This is a genomic window from Curtobacterium sp. VKM Ac-2889, assembly GCF_015350855.1.
GTDB classification, from domain to species: Bacteria; Actinomycetota; Actinomycetes; order Actinomycetales; family Microbacteriaceae; genus Curtobacterium; species Curtobacterium poinsettiae.
Genome location: NZ_JADKSC010000003.1, coordinates 157,414 through 171,609, shown reverse-complemented (window position 1 = coordinate 171,609; position 14,196 = coordinate 157,414). Strand labels below are relative to the sequence as shown.

Below are 14,196 nucleotides of genomic sequence, written 5' to 3'. Positions count from 1 at the left end.
GCGTGCGCAACCCGCTGCTCGACTCCCCCGTTTCCCGGGCGGGGTGGGTGTTCGCGACCGCCGTCGGGCTCGCCGTGGGCGTCCCGCTGTCGACCGGGCGGATCCGGGTGGTCGACGGGCTCGTGGTCTGCACGGGGCTCCCACGCTGGGTCTTCCGTCGAGGCGGCACCTGCGTCGGCTCGGTGTACCTGACCCGCGACAACGACGGCCCGCGGGTGCTCCGGCACGAGCGGGTGCACGTCGAGCAGTGGCGGCGGTACGGCATGCTCATGCCGCTGCTCTACGCCGTCGCCGGCCGGGATCCACTGCGGAACCGCTTCGAGGTCGAGGCCGGCCTGGAGGACGGCGGGTACCGCTGACGGGTGCGGCGGGTGCGGTGCGGGTGCGGGTGCGGGTGCGGTGCGGGTGCGGGTGCGGGTGCGACCTCGGCGGACGTGTCGGCCGGCGGCTCCGTCGGTCACAACACCCCGCCGGGAGCGCGGCGAGCGGTCGCAGACCGTTGCCTGCGGCGCCGCCAACCGACAGTTCGTGACCACACGGCGTCCGGCGCACGACGTGTCGTGACCACTCGGCGGCAGGCCCGCCAGGCGACGAAACGCGACCAGTCGACGGCCTGGAGGCGCGTGGCGGGCCCGCCCCGAGCCTCCAGGCCGCCACGCCCCACCCCGCCAGGCGCGCAGCGAGCGGTCGCAGACCGTCGCCTGCGGCGCCGCCAGCCGACGGCTCCTGACCACTCGCGCGCCGGCCCACGACGATTCGCGACCACTCGGTGGCGGGCGGGCCAGGCGACGAAACGCGACCATCCGACGGCCTGGAGGCCCGTGGCGGCGCCGCCACGGGCCTCCCGGCCACCGCGCCCCACCCCACTGCACCCGCGCGGGTCGCAACACCCCGACGGGCCCGCGCCGAGCGGTCGCAGACCGTCGCCTGCGGCGCCGCCAGCCGACGGTTCGTGACCACACGACGTGCGGCCCACGACGAGTCGTGACCACTCGGCAGCAGGCCGGCCAGGCGACGAAACGCGACCGGCCGACGGCCTGGAGGCGCGTGGCGGCGCCGGGACAGGGTCACGGCCGGTCGCAACACCCCGTCGGGCGCGCGGCGAGCGGTCGCAGACCGTCGCCTGCGGCGCCGCCAGCCGACGGTTCGTGACCACTCGCGCGCCGGCCCACGACGAGTCGTGACCAGCCCCGGCCGCCGCCCGGCCCCCACCCGGCCGCCGGCCCGCCGGCCCGGCCGCCGCCGCAGCCGCGCGTCAGGCCGCGGGCCGCCGGGGCACCACGAGCGGCGTGCCGGTCTCGGGGTCGGGGACGACGACGCACGGCAGGCCGAAGACGTCCTCGACGAGGTCCGCGGTGAGCACCGACGCCGGCTCCCCCGAAGCGACGATCGCACCGTCGCGCATCGCGATGACGTGGGTGGCGTAGCGGGCGGCCTGGTTCAGGTCGTGCAGCACCGCGACGACCGTGCGGCCGGCGGCGTGCAGCGTCGAGGCGAGTTCGAGCACGTCGTACTGGTGCGCGATGTCGAGGAACGTCGTCGGCTCGTCGAGCAGCACGATGTCGGTCTGCTGCGCGAGCACCATCGCGATCCACACCCGCTGCCGCTGGCCGCCGGAGAGTTCGTCGACACTGCGGTCGGCGAGTTCCACCGTCGACGTCTGCTCCAGTGCGGCCTGCACGGCCTGCCGGTCGGACCCGGACGACGGGTGCAGCAGGTCCTGGTGCGGGAACCGGCCCCGGGACACGAGGTCGCGCACGGTGATGCCGTCGGGGGCGATCGGGGTCTGCGGGAGCATCCCGACCCGGCGGGCGACGGCCTTCGGGCGGTACGAGTCGATCGGCGCACCGTCGAGGTACACCGTGCCGGCACGGGGCTTCAGGGTGCGGGCGAAGGACTTCAACAGCGTCGACTTGCCGCAGGCGTTCGGGCCGACGATGACCGTCAGCTCACCGTCGGGGATGTCGACGTCGAGCGTGTCCACCACGACCCGGTCGTCGTACGCCAGGGTCAGCCCGCGGGCGCCCAGCGCGGTGGTCGGGACCGGGCCGTGCACGGTGCCCGCGGTCGGCATCAGTGCTCGGCCTTGCCGTGCCGCCAGTAGCCCATGAACGCGACCTGCTTGCGGTCGATGCCGACGCCGCGCACCAGGTGGCGGCGGAGTTCCTTGACGCAGCCGGCCTCGCCAGCGATCCACGCGTACACGGGACGATCGTCGACCGCGGCGGGGACGTCCCACAGCACCTGCTCGTCGACGTCGACGTCGGTGAGCTCGGCGGCCGGCTCGCACGCGGCGGCAGTGGCCGGTGCGACGGTGGAGGCCCAGGCGTGCACCTGGTCGGTCATCCGGACGCCGTGGGTGGCGCCGTTCCGGGCGATCCAGCGGACCTCGACCCCGGCGGGCGCGTTGACGGGCAGCCGGTCGGCGTCGGTGGGCACCTCGATGAAGACGTGGCCGACGGTCGAGACGTCGAGGGCTTCGAGGATGGCGCAGATCGCGGGTGCGGCGGTCTCGTCCCCGGCGAGCAGGATCCGGTTCGCGTGTCCGGGAGCGAACTCGGCGGCACCGGTCGGCAGGTCCTCCGGCGACTCGGGCACCCGCGGCCCGACGATGCGCAGCTCGTCACCGACGCGGCACGCCGACACCCAGCGCGACGCCGGACCGGTGTCGCCGTGCGCGACGAAGTCGATGTCGAGCTCGCGGGCGTCCGGCCGGAACGAACGGACCGTGTACGTGCGGAGCGGGTTCCGGGTCTCGTCCGGCAGCGCGCGCCAGGCGGCGTACCAGTCCTGGTCCTCGGGCAGTTCGGAGAAGCCGATGCCGGGCAGGGGCAGCACGATCTTGATCCGCTGGTCGAGACCGACCGAGGAGAAGTCGGCGAGCGCGTCGCCCGTCAGTGTCACCCGGACGAAGTTCGGGGTGAGCGACGTCACGGCGGCCACACGGACGGAGAAGACGCGATACCGGGTTGCCACGGAACCGAGTATGGCATGCCTTACCTAACGTCTCCAGGCCCCCGGAACGGTGCGAGGATCGTCCCCGTGTCCGATGCCCCCGACGACGAATTCGCCGACCTGCCCGCCCTCGCCAGCGCGAGCGGCGTGACCACGCCGCTCCGCGCCTCCAGGCAGGTGGTCCGCACCGCGGACGGGCAGGAGATCTCCGCGATCCGGTGGGGCGACGTCGGCCAGGAGGCGCGGATCACCTACCTGCACGGGCTCGGCATCGACGCCCACAGCTTCGACACCACGGCACTCGCCGTGGGCGAGCCGGCGGTCGCCCTCGACCTGCCCGGCCACGGTCGGTCGTCGTGGCGGGAGGACGCGGACTACGCGGCCGCCGCGACCGCGCCGAGCGTGCTCGCCGCGCTCGACGCGCTCGCGGTGCCGCCGGGGGTCGTCGTCGGGCACTCGCTCGGCGCCATCCTGTCCGCTCGGCTCGCGGCCACCGCGCCGGAGCGGGTCACCGGACTCGTGCTCGTGGACATGTCGCCGGACTTCGCGCAGCGTGCGGTCGACCGGATCGCCCGTGCGCTCGAGGCCGAGGAGCCGTTCGAGTCCCTCGAGCAGGTCGTCGACCGGGCGATCGAGGCGCGGGTCGGCGACGACCGGCAGGTGCTGCTGCGCGAGGCCCGGCACACGACGGCCCTCGGTGCGGACGGACGGCTCGTCCGCCGGCACCACTTCCCGCACCTGCCCGCCGGCCGGACGTCGTCGGTGGGGCGCTTCGCCGACGCGTGGCCGGACCTCGAGGCCCTGCGCGTGCCGATCCTGCTCGTCCGTGGTGATCGCGGGTACGTCTCCCCGAAGCTGCACGCCGGGTTCGCCGAGCGTCTGCCGGACGCCGAGATCGTGACGGTGACCTCGCGGCACGCGGTGCAGAACCAGGCGCCCCTCGAACTGGCGTCGGCGATCCGGGCATGGGCGGGGCGGCACGGATTGTTGCACCCGATCGAAGAACCGTCGCCGGACGGCCCCGGCCGCCGGTAGCCTCGTGCGAGCGCGAGGCCCGATCCCGCCCTCGCGCCCGGAAGGAACCCACCACCCCATGAGTCCGCTCCTGCTCCGTCGTCCTGCACGCTCCTCGCGCACCGGGCGCGCTGTCGTCGCCGCCACCGCGGTCGCCGTCGTCGCAGCCCTCGCGCTGACCGGCTGCTCCGGCTCGTCCGACACCACCGGCGGCAAGGACGCCACGGTCCGTGTCGGGCTCGTGCTCGAGCCGACGAGTCTCGACATCCGCACCCAGTCCGGGGCGGCGCTCGACCAGGTGCTCATCGACAACGTGTACCAGGGGCTCGTCGGCCGGACCGCCCAGGGCGACGTCCGCGACGTGCTGGCCTCGTCGCACCAGGTGTCCGACGACGGCCTGACGTACACGTTCACGCTGCGGGACGGCACGACGTTCCAGGACGGCAAGCCGGTCACCGCGGCCGACGTCGTGTGGTCGCTCGAGCAGGTCAAGTCGAACGACTCGTACGTCGACTCGGCCAAGCTCGCGGGCGTCACGTCGATCACCTCGCCGTCCGCGGACTCCGTCGTGCTGCAACTCGCCAAGCCCGACTCCGACCTGCTCTGGAACCTGACCGGTCGCGCCGGCCTGGTGCTCGAGAAGGCCGCGGACAACGACCTGTCCGACAGTGCGAACGGCACCGGCCCGTTCGAGGTGGCGGACTGGAAGCAGGGCGACTCGCTCACCTTCGACCGCAACGAGGACTACTGGGGCACGAAGGCGAAGGTCGCGAAGATCGTCTTCCGGTACATCACCGACCCGTCGACCGCCGTCAACGCGATGGCGAACGGTGACCTCGACGTCCTGAACCCGGTCGACGGCACCCTGAAGAGCCAGCTGCAGGGCAACGGCGACATCACGCTGCACAGCGGCAAGACGACCGACAAGTACACGCTGGCGTTCAACGACCGCAAGGAACCCTTCACCGACAAGCGCGTGCGCCAGGCGATCCGGCAGGCGATCGACGCGAAGGCGCTCATCAAGGCGATCGGCGGCACCGGCGTGGAGCAGGGCGGCCCGATCCCGGAGCTCGACCCCGGCTACGAGGACCTGACCGACATCGACGCGTACGACCCCGCGAACGCGAAGAAGCTCCTCGCCGCCGCCGGGCAGCAGGACCTGAAGCTGACGCTCACCTACGCGAACATCTACCCGACCACCATCGGCGACGTGCTGAAGTCCCAGCTCGCCGACGTCGGGATCACCCTGACCGTCAAGCGCGTCGACTTCGCCACCTGGCTGTCCTCGGTGTTCCAGGCGCCGAAGTCCGGCGAGCGGGACTTCGACCTGTCGATGGTCGACCACGTCGAGGCGCGTGACTTCGGCAACTGGGCGAACCCGGACTACTACTTCGGCTACGACAACCCGAAGGTGCAGGCGCTGTACGCCCGGTCGATCGCGGCGACCGACGAGGCCACCAAGACCGAGGCACTGCGGAAGGCCGCACGCATCGTCAGCGAGGACGCGGCCGGCGAGTGGCTCTACACGGCGACCGAGATCACCGCGGTGCGCTCCGGCGTGACGGGCTTCCCGGTCGACGGCGGCAACTCGCGCCTCGACCTGTCGAAGCTCGCGGTCAAGTGAGGCGGAGCCACACCACGCCCCGGAGCGGCCGCGTGCCCGGGGCGCACTCCATCCCCGTAGCATCGGTGTCGTGACCCGGTTCCTCATCGGGCGGGCGCTCCTGCTCGTCGTCGGCCTGCTCGTGGCGAGCGTCATCATCTTCGCCACGCTCCGCGTGCTGCCCGGTGACGTCGCCCAGGTCGTCGCCGGCACGCAGTCGACCCCGGCGCAGGTGGAGCAGCTCCGCCAGCAGCTCGGACTCGACCGGCCCGTCGTGGTGCAGTACCTCGACTGGATCGGCGGGGTGTTCCGCGGCGACCTCGGCCGTTCCCTGGTGACGAACGGTGCCGTCGCTCCGGAGATCGCGCAGAAGCTCGCGATCACCCTGCCGCTCGCCGCGATGTCGCTGGTGACCGCCCTGGTGATCGGCGTGCCGCTCGGGGTCGTCGCCGCGGTGCTCCGTCGCCGCCCGGGAGGTGCCGTCATCGGGTTCGTCGCACAGGCCGTCGCCGCCGTGCCCGTCGTGTGGGCCGGCATGCTCCTGGTCGCGCTGTTCGCCGTGACGCTGCACTGGCTGCCGACGCAGGGCTTCCCGCTCGACGGCTGGTCGGAACCCGGGCGGGCGTTCGCGTCGCTCGTGCTGCCCGCGCTGACCATCGGTGCTGTCGAGGGGGCCGTGATCCTGCGGTTCACCCGCTCCGCCACGCTCTCCGTCCTCGACGCCGACCACCTGCGCACCGCGGCCGCGATCGGCCTCACCCGCACGCAGGCCCTGCTCCGTCACGGGCTGCCGAGCGTCGCCCTGACGGTGCTCGCCGTCCTCGGGGTGCAGATCGCCGGGCTCCTCGTCGGGGCCGTCGTCGTCGAACAGCTGTTCTCGCTGCCCGGGGTCGGTCGGATGCTCGTGACCGACGTCGGCCGCCGTGACATCACCAAGGTGCAGTCCGAACTGCTCGTGCTCACGGGGCTCGTGCTGCTCGTCGGGTTCGCCGTCGACGTCGTGCACCGCACCCTCGACCCCCGACAGCGCGAGGTGCAGGGATGATCCGCCGCCTGGTGTCCCGACCGACCGGGGTCTTCGCCGTCGTCGTGCTCGGCCTGCTGGTCGTGCTCGCCGCCGTGTCGTTCGTCTGGACGCCGCAGGACCCGTTCCGCGCCGATCCGTTCCACCAGTGGGAGGGACCGAGCGCCGCGCACTGGTTCGGCACCGATGCCGCCGGCCGCGACATCGCCAGCTACCTGCTCGCCGGCACCCGCACCACCGTGCTCGTCGCCGTCGGCTCCGGCGTGATCGCGAGCGTCGTCGGCATCGTCCTCACCGCGATCGGTTCGCTCACCGCCCGCTGGGTGCGCGAGGGCACCGCGGTCCTGCTCGACATCCTGGTGGCGTTCCCGACCCTGCTCACCGCGATGCTCCTGACCGCGGTGTTCGGCGGGTCGCTCGGCGTGGTGATCGTCAGCGTCGGGCTGTCCTTCGGCGTCACGATCGCCCGCGTTGCCCGCGGCGAGATCCGGCGGATCGCCCGGAGCGACTACGTCACCGCGGCGCGGGCATCGGGCGTCGGCGGTGCCGGGGTGCTGTTCCGCCACCTGGTGCCGAACGCGGCGCCGCTGTTCACCGTGCAGCTGTCGCTCGCGATGGCCACGGCCGTGCTCGCCGAGGCCGGGCTGTCCTACCTGGGCTACGGCGCAGGGTCCGACACCGCGTCGTGGGGCAGCCTGCTGTCCGACCTGCAGACCTACATCGGGGTCCACCCGTGGAGTGCGACCTGGCCGGGCGCCGCCATCGCCCTCGTCGTCGCGGCACTCTCGCTGCTCGGCGACGCGGTGCGCGACGCCTCCGACCCGCGGCTGACGACGAGCGACCGCAGCACCGACGGCCGTCGCAGCGATCCGGCGACGACCACCCCGGGGGTGACCGCATGACCGCCGACGCACGCGCCGGATCCGGCCCAGCCGGCACCGACGCGACCACCGCAGCCTCCGGGCTCGAGGTGCGCGGGTTGTCGGTCCGCATCACGGGGCGGACGATCCTCGACGACGTCAGCTTCACCGTGCCTCCCGGCCAGCGCGTCGGCGTGATCGGCGCGAGCGGATCCGGCAAGTCGATGACCTCGCTCGCCCTGATGGGCCTTGCGCCCACCGGCGCCGTCGTGACCGGCAGCGTCCGCCTGGACGGCACCGAACTCGTCGGCCTGCCCGACCGCGAGCGCGCGCGACACCGCGGATCGGGCATCGCGATGGTGTTCCAGGAGCCGGGCACCGCGCTCGACCCGTTGCGACGGGTCGGCGCGCAGATCGCCGAGCCGCTGCGCCTGCACCGCGGGCTCGACCGTCGCGCGGCCCGCGCGGCGGCCGTCGACCTGGCGGCGTCCGTGGGCCTGCCCGACCCGGAATCGCTGCTGCGGCAGTACCCGCACCAGCTGTCCGGCGGGCAGCGGCAGCGGATCTCCATCGCGATGGCGATGGCGGGCGAGCCGTCGTACCTGGTGGCCGACGAACCGACCACGGCGCTCGACGTCACGACCGAGGCACGCATCCTCGACCTGTTCGAGCACCTGCCCGCGGGCATGGTGTTCGTCACCCACGACCTCGCCGTGCTCGCGCGCATCGCCGACACCGCCGTGGTGCTCGACGCCGGCCGGGTGGTCGAGCAGGGCCGGGTCGCGGACCTGCTCGCCGCGCCGCAGCACCCCGCCACCGCCGCGCTCGTCGACGCCGCACGTGCCACCGCCAGGAGGACCGCCCCGTGACCCTCCCGGCCCTGGAGGCCACCGGTCTCCACCGCACCTACCGCCTCCCCCGCCGCGGCCCGTTCGAACCCGGTCCGGTCCGCACCGCCGTCGACGGTGTCGACCTGACGGTCGCCCCCGGCGCACGGCTCGGCATCGTCGGCGAATCGGGGTCCGGCAAGTCCACGCTGGTCCGGCTGCTCGCCGGCCTGGAGGGCCCTTCCGCCGGCACCGTCGCCGCCTCCGGTCGTCCGGTGGTCGCGTCCCGGTCCGCGCGCGCCTTGCGCTGGTTCCGTCGCGAGACCGGCGTGGTGTTCCAGGACCCGTACGCGTCCCTCGACCCGCGGATGCGCGTCGGTGCGATCGTCGCCGAGCCGCTGCGGGCACTGCAGGTCCCGGGGTCGCACGACGAGCTCGTGCGTGCCGTGCTGGAGCGCGTCGACCTGCCCGCGGACACGGTCGACCGGTACCCACACGAGTTCTCCGGCGGGCAGCGGCAGCGGATCGCGATCGCCCGGGCCGTGGTGCACTCGCCCCGGATCCTGTTCGGCGACGAGCCGATGAGCGCCCTCGACGTGGTGGTCCGCGCCCGGGTGATCGAGCTGTTCCGATCGCTCGCCGACGACCTCGGGCTGACGCTCGTGCTGGTGTCGCACGACATCGGCGTCGTGCAGCGGCTGTGCGACACGGTCGCGGTGATGTCCCACGGCAGGGTCGTCGAGCACGGGCCGGTTTCGCTCCTCGATGCGCCGCAGCACCCGGTGACGCGGGCGTTGGTGGCGGCGGCACCGACGCTGCCGTAGGCGGGCGGCGCCGGGCGGGCGGCGCACCGTGCGTGCCCCGCCACTCCGTGCGGGCTTGCCCGCACGGAGCCGGCCTACAAGGCCGCACCGAACAAGCAACGCCGCACCACGTGCACGAACCGCACCGTGCGCCAGCCAGGAGGCACGGCACCGGACCGGCCCGCGCCTCCCGACCAGACGCACACGAGTCCACCGCACCGCGCACGCCCCCCATTCCGTGCGGGCTTGCCCACACGGAGCCGGCCCGCAAGGCCGCACCGAGCGTGCAACACCGCACCACATGCACGAACCGCACCGTGCGCCAGCCAGGAGGCACGGCACCGGACCGGCCCGCGCCTCCCGACCAGACGCACACGAGTCCACCGCACCGTGCACGCCCCGCCAACCCGTGCGAGCTTGCCCGCACGGAGCCGGCCTACAAGGCCGCACCGAGCGTGCAACACCGCACCACATGCACGAAACCGCACCGTGCACTCCCCGCCAACCCGGGCGGGCTTGCCCGCACGCGGCCGGCCTACAAGGCCGCACCGAGCGTGCAACGCCGCACCAGCCTGACAACGCCGCACGGTGCGCCCCGCGCCCCGCGCCCCGCGCGCTCCCGGAGCCGCCCGGACCTGGCGTCAGGCGGTCCAGGCAGCCGGGTGCCGCCGCTGCCAGCGCAACCGGCGCTCGAGCTGCGCGCCGATCGCGAGCAGGACGCGCTCGCCGCCGGGGCGTCCGATCAGCTGCACGCCCATCGGCAGCCCGCCCCCGTCGGGGTGGTCGTCGTCGGTCACGCCGACCGGCAACGTGATCGCGGGGAGCCCGGACACGTTCGCCATCGACGTCCACGGCGAGTAGGCGCACTGGCGGCGGAAGTCCTCGTCCGGGTCGTCGCCGTACCAGCCGAGGGGCCGCGGCGTCATCGCGAGGGTCGGCGTGAGCACCGCGTCGAACCGGTCGAACGCGCCGATGAGCGTCGTCGAGAAGGTGTCGAGCGTCGTCATCGCGTCGAGGACCTGCGTGGCGGACAGTGCCTGCCCACGCGCCACGAGCCAACCCACGAGCGGGGTCAGCGCCGACAGGTCGATTCCGGGCACCAGCGGCAGGCGGGCAGCCGAGCTCTCCCACGCCACCCGGAACGCGTCGGCGTAGGGCACGCGGGGCATCCGGACGTCCTCGACGCCGTGCCCGACCTCGCCGAGCACCCGCACGGCCGTCTCCACGGCGGCACGGGCAGCGGGATCGACGACCACGTCGACGGTGTCGTCCCACGGCGAACCGTCGAGCACCCCGACGACGAACCGGCCCTCGCCGCGGACGGCGGCCGCGGTGAACGGCCCCTCGCCGACGTCGGGGGTGACGAGGGCGTACGGCGACGGCTCCGGCAGCCCGGTCGGCGCGACCAGCGCGTCGAGGAGCATGCCCGCGTCGGCGACGGAGCGGGTGAGCGGTCCGGCGACCGACAGGCCGCCGACGCCGGAGCGGCCGGGCATGGACGGCACACGACCGCGGCTCGGCTTCAGCCCGACGAGTCCGGTCGCCGCCGCGGGGATCCGCACCGACCCGCCGCCGTCCGAACCGATCGCGGCCGGCAGCAGCCCGGCGGCGACGGCGACGGCCGCACCGCTCGACGACCCGCCCGGCGCCCGCGTGGTGTCGTAGGGGTTCCGGGTCACGCCGAGCCGGGTCTCGGACGACGAGGACATACCGAACTCCGGTGACGCCGTCTTCCCGAGGCTGACCGTGCCCGCCGCGTCGAGCGCGGCGACGAGCGGGTGGTCGGCCGCGGCGGGCCGCTCCGGCAGGCTCGCGGTGCCGTTCCGCGTGGGCACGCCGGCACGGTCGTACAGGTCCTTGTCGGCGGACGGGAGGCCCCACAGCGGTCTCGACGTCGGCACCAGGTGACCGAGGCGGTCGGCTCGGGCCCGGGCCGCGTCCGCGGTGACCGTCACGAAGGCGCCGAGTCCGGCGTCCAGGCGTTCCACGCGGGCCAGGTAGTGCTCGGTGACCTCGAGGGCGGTCGCCTCCCCTCGACGGATCCAGTCCCAGAGTTCCTGTGCGGAGAGGTGGTGGAGTTCGAACACGGCTCCGAGCCTAGGCGGCGGCCCGTATCCTTCGACGGTGGACACGACTCTCCCCTCCGGCACGACGAAGCGCCGGATCGAACTGCGGCTCGTGAAGCCCCTGTTCGTCTGGTTCGCCCGGCCGACCGTCACCGTCGACGGGGTGGGGCACCCGGCGCAGTGGGGCACCGGCACGTGGGCGGTGCCGGACGACGGCGACACGGTGATCGGCGTGTACCTGTTCAACCGCGCGTGGCGGTTCGGGGCGGCTTCGGTGCCGGTGGGTGGTTCGAACGCGCTCGAGTACCGGGGCGGGCTGCTGCCGATCGGTGCGGGCCGGTTGACGCCGCGGGGCTGAGGGTCGCGCCGGTGGTGCCGCTCCCGCGTGGCACGATGGGCGCATGACCGCCACGCTCGTCGCCAAGGGCCTGTCCGGCGGGTACGCCGCTCGCACGCTGTTCGACTCCCTCGACCTGACGGTGGCGCCGGGCGACGTGATCGGGGTCGTCGGCGTGAACGGTGCCGGCAAGTCCACGCTGCTCCGGCTGCTGGCCGGGGTCGACGAGCCGCTGGCCGGCACGGTCTCCCTGGCGCCGACGGACGCGTTCGTGGGGTGGCTCCCCCAGGAGCACGAGCGCATCGCGGGCGAGACCGTCGCGGCGTACCTCGGGCGCCGGACCGGCTGCACCGAGGCGACGGTGACGATGGACGCAGCGGCGGCGGCCCTCGGGGACCCCGACGCCGGCGACGCAGCGGCCGACCGGTACTCGGCGGCGCTCGACCGCTGGCTCGCCGCGGGGGCCGCCGACCTGGAGGACCGGATCCCGGCGGTGCTCGCCGACCTCGGCCTCGAGCCCGGTACCGGCGACTCCGCTGCGGACGGCGTCGGCCCGGACTCCCTGATGACCGCGCTGTCCGGTGGGCAGGTCGCCCGCGTCGGGCTCGCCGCGCTGCTGCTGTCACGGTTCGACATCGTCCTGCTCGACGAGCCGACCAACGACCTCGACCTGGACGGCCTCGACCGACTCGAGGCGTTCGTGCGCGGGCTGCGCGGCGGGGTGGTGCTCGTCAGCCACGACCGTGAGTTCCTGGCGCGCTCGGTGACCTCGGTGCTCGAGCTCGACCTGGCGCAGTCGTCGAACCGGCTGTTCGGTGGCGGGTACGACTCGTTCCTCGAGGAGCGCGAGATCGCCCGGCAGCACAAGCGGGACGCGTACGACGAGTTCGCGTCGACGAAGGCCGACCTGGTCTCGCGGGCTCGGACGCAGCGCGAGTGGTCGAGCCAGGGTGTCCGGAACGCCATGAAGAAGAGCCCGGACAACGACAAGATCCGCCGCCGTGCCGCCTCGGAGTCGAGCGAGAAGCAGGCGCAGAAGGTCCGGCAGATGGAGTCCCGCATCGCCCGGCTCGACGAGGTCGAGGAGCCGCGAAAGGAGTGGCAGCTCGAGTTCACGATCGGCAGCGCACCCCGGTCGTCGGCCGTCGTGGCGACGCTGTCGAACGCCACGTTCACCCAGGGCGACTTCACCCTCGGCCCGGTCTCCCTGCAGGTCGACGGCGGTGACCGGATCGGCATCACCGGTCCGAACGGCGCCGGCAAGTCCACCCTGCTCCGGGCGCTGCTCGGCAGGCAGGCGCCGACGACGGGCACGGCCTCGCTCGGCTCGAGCGTCGCGGTCGGCGAGGTCGACCAGGCGCGTGCGGCGTTCACCGGCGACCGGCCCCTGGCGGCGGCGTTCGAGGCGATCGTCCCCGAGTACACGACGGCCGACGTCCGGACGCTGCTCGCGAAGTTCGGGCTCAAGGCGGACCACGTCGGCCGACCGGCCTCGGCCCTCTCCCCCGGCGAGCGCACCCGGGCCGGGCTCGCACTGCTGCAGGCCCGCGGGGTGAACGTGCTCGTGCTCGACGAGCCGACCAACCACCTGGACCTCACTGCGATCGAGCAGCTCGAGCAGGCACTGGAGTCCTACGACGGGACCCTGCTGCTCGTCACACACGACCGGCGCATGCTGGAGACCGTCCGACTCGACCGGCAGTGGCGGGTCGAGGGCGGCACCGTCACCGAACGCTGACGGATCCACCGAACGCTGACGGATCGACCGAGGGGGACCCACCATGCGACGCAACACCTGGATCGCGACGACCGCCGGGGTGGTGGTGCTCGCCGTCGCCGCCGTCGTGGTGGGGGTGAGCGTCGGGTCGCCCGAGCCCGAGCCGGAGTCGACCCGCGCGGCACGGGCGACGACGACACCGACCCCGAGCGCCACGCGGACGCCGACGCTCGCGGCCGTCCCCGCCGCACCGTCCGACGCGACCCTGGCCGCGCTGCCGCTGGCGTTCCACGACGCGGTCGTCCCGCAGTTGCTCGACGGTTCGGACGTGGAGCCGGAGGACACCTGGCAGATCGCGACCCCGCGCACGCCGCTCGTCGCCCTGTACGCGAGCCCGTCGAGCCGCGCCCGGCCGGTGGCGACCCTGTCCCACCTGGTGTCGACGATCAACCGGCCCGCTGCGACGGCGGTCTGGGGTCGCTCCCCCGGCAAGGACGGCGGGATGCTCCTGGTGTCGACGCCGTCCCGCAACCGCACCCCCGGTGACGGCGGCGACCCGGACGCCCCGAGCGCGACGTTCGCCTGGGCCCGGGCCGCCGACTTCACGGTGGTGCGCACCGACCGGATGATCACGGTCGACGTCGCCGCCAGCACCGTGTCCGTCGTCACCCGGTCGGGCAAGGTCACCGCGACCGAGGCGGCCCGGCTCGGCACACCGGAGGACCCCACACCGGCCGACACCGCCACCTACGTCGAGGCGGCGTACGTCGACACCCGCGTCGCGTACACGCAGGGCAACCCGATCATCCTGACCGGGGCGCACTCGTCCCGGATCCCGTCCTACGGCGGCAACGCTGCGCTGACCGCACTGCACTACTACCCGGACCCGACCGGCAGCTCGCACGGCTGCGTGCGGATCTCGGCGGAGATGACCCGCACCCTGGCGGCACTGCCCGTCGGGACGCCGATCCGGTTCAGCTGAGCACCGGC

Annotated in this window: 13 protein-coding genes; 10 read left to right on the top strand and 3 right to left on the bottom strand. The window is 74.0% G+C overall.

Annotated elements, in window-relative coordinates; all coding sequences use genetic code 11:
- Nucleotides 1-2: 2 nt before the first annotated feature.
- Entirely contained in the window at nt 3-359 is a 357-nt protein-coding gene (locus ITJ50_RS11030) for a hypothetical protein (protein WP_017885775.1), read from the top strand.
- 896 nt (nt 360-1,255) lie between these two features.
- On the opposite strand, the gene ITJ50_RS11025 is transcribed toward ITJ50_RS11030, so the two are convergent.
- Nucleotides 1,256-2,074: an ABC transporter ATP-binding protein gene (locus ITJ50_RS11025; RefSeq protein ID WP_194590504.1), complete on the bottom strand. Its 819-nt coding sequence runs from the start codon at nt 2,072-2,074 to the stop codon at nt 1,256-1,258.
- Nucleotides 2,074-2,976: a siderophore-interacting protein gene (locus ITJ50_RS11020; protein ID WP_323749904.1), complete on the bottom strand. Its 903-nt coding sequence runs from the start codon at nt 2,974-2,976 to the stop codon at nt 2,074-2,076. Before ITJ50_RS11020 ends, ITJ50_RS11025 begins: the two co-directional genes overlap by 1 nt.
- 66 nt (nt 2,977-3,042) lie before the next feature.
- Here ITJ50_RS11020 and ITJ50_RS11015 point away from each other — a divergent pair, with 66 nt between their 5' ends.
- The 6 genes from ITJ50_RS11015 to ITJ50_RS10990 all read left to right on the top strand — a co-directional run bounded on the left by ITJ50_RS11015 (nt 3,043) and on the right by ITJ50_RS10990 (nt 9,107).
- The gene (locus ITJ50_RS11015) at nt 3,043-3,990 is read left to right on the top strand and encodes an alpha/beta fold hydrolase (RefSeq protein ID WP_194590503.1); all 948 of its coding nucleotides are present in this window, start codon (nt 3,043-3,045) and stop codon (nt 3,988-3,990) included.
- Between the two features lie 58 nt (nt 3,991-4,048).
- The gene (locus tag ITJ50_RS11010; RefSeq protein ID WP_194590502.1) at nt 4,049-5,593 is read left to right on the top strand and encodes an ABC transporter substrate-binding protein; all 1,545 of its coding nucleotides are present in this window, start codon (nt 4,049-4,051) and stop codon (nt 5,591-5,593) included.
- A gap of 70 nt (nt 5,594-5,663) precedes the next feature.
- A complete protein-coding gene (locus tag ITJ50_RS11005) occupies nt 5,664-6,617 on the top strand; it encodes an ABC transporter permease (protein WP_017885780.1) in 954 nt (317 codons plus the stop codon).
- Nucleotides 6,614-7,498: an ABC transporter permease gene (locus ITJ50_RS11000; protein WP_194590501.1), complete on the top strand. Its 885-nt coding sequence runs from the start codon at nt 6,614-6,616 to the stop codon at nt 7,496-7,498. Before ITJ50_RS11005 ends, ITJ50_RS11000 begins: the two co-directional genes overlap by 4 nt.
- On the top strand, nt 7,495-8,325 hold the full coding sequence (locus tag ITJ50_RS10995; protein WP_194590500.1) for an ABC transporter ATP-binding protein: 831 nt from the start codon (nt 7,495-7,497) through the stop codon (nt 8,323-8,325). The genes ITJ50_RS11000 and ITJ50_RS10995 overlap by 4 nt, the downstream gene beginning before the upstream one ends.
- On the top strand, nt 8,322-9,107 hold the full coding sequence (locus tag ITJ50_RS10990; protein ID WP_017885783.1) for an ABC transporter ATP-binding protein: 786 nt from the start codon (nt 8,322-8,324) through the stop codon (nt 9,105-9,107). Before ITJ50_RS10995 ends, ITJ50_RS10990 begins: the two co-directional genes overlap by 4 nt.
- A gap of 620 nt (nt 9,108-9,727) precedes the next feature.
- Here ITJ50_RS10990 and ITJ50_RS10985 read toward each other — a convergent pair.
- Complete coding sequence (locus ITJ50_RS10985) at nt 9,728-11,173, bottom strand: amidase (RefSeq protein ID WP_194590499.1); 1,446 nt, start codon at nt 11,171-11,173, stop codon at nt 9,728-9,730.
- A gap of 37 nt (nt 11,174-11,210) precedes the next feature.
- Here ITJ50_RS10985 and ITJ50_RS10980 point away from each other — a divergent pair, with 37 nt between their 5' ends.
- Genes ITJ50_RS10980 through ITJ50_RS10970 form a run of 3 tightly spaced genes read left to right on the top strand, consistent with a single transcriptional unit; the run spans nt 11,211 to nt 14,188 of the window.
- Nucleotides 11,211-11,510, top strand: coding sequence for a hypothetical protein (locus ITJ50_RS10980; protein ID WP_071250963.1), 300 nt, complete (start codon nt 11,211-11,213; stop codon nt 11,508-11,510).
- A 43-nt stretch (nt 11,511-11,553) separates the two neighbouring features.
- Nucleotides 11,554-13,227 (top strand): ABC-F family ATP-binding cassette domain-containing protein, encoded by a 1,674-nt coding sequence (locus ITJ50_RS10975; RefSeq protein WP_194590498.1) that lies wholly within the window; start codon nt 11,554-11,556, stop codon nt 13,225-13,227.
- Between the two features lie 43 nt (nt 13,228-13,270).
- Nucleotides 13,271-14,188, top strand: a complete 918-nt coding sequence (locus ITJ50_RS10970) for a L,D-transpeptidase (protein ID WP_194590497.1) — start codon at nt 13,271-13,273, stop codon at nt 14,186-14,188.
- Nucleotides 14,189-14,196 lie beyond the last annotated feature (8 nt).

What these genes read in the sequence shown, in the direction of transcription:
- ITJ50_RS11025 (WP_194590504.1), bottom strand. Translation starts at nt 2,074, where the DNA reads ATGCCGACCGCGGGCACCGTGCACGGCCCGGTCCCGACCACCGCGCTG.
- ITJ50_RS11010 (WP_194590502.1), top strand. Translation starts at nt 4,049, where the DNA reads ATGAGTCCGCTCCTGCTCCGTCGTCCTGCACGCTCCTCGCGCACCGGG.
- ITJ50_RS11000 (WP_194590501.1), top strand. Translation starts at nt 6,614, where the DNA reads ATGATCCGCCGCCTGGTGTCCCGACCGACCGGGGTCTTCGCCGTCGTC.
- ITJ50_RS10995 (WP_194590500.1), top strand. Translation starts at nt 7,495, where the DNA reads ATGACCGCCGACGCACGCGCCGGATCCGGCCCAGCCGGCACCGACGCG.
- ITJ50_RS10975 (WP_194590498.1), top strand. Translation starts at nt 11,554, where the DNA reads ATGACCGCCACGCTCGTCGCCAAGGGCCTGTCCGGCGGGTACGCCGCT.
- ITJ50_RS10970 (WP_194590497.1), top strand. Translation starts at nt 13,271, where the DNA reads ATGCGACGCAACACCTGGATCGCGACGACCGCCGGGGTGGTGGTGCTC.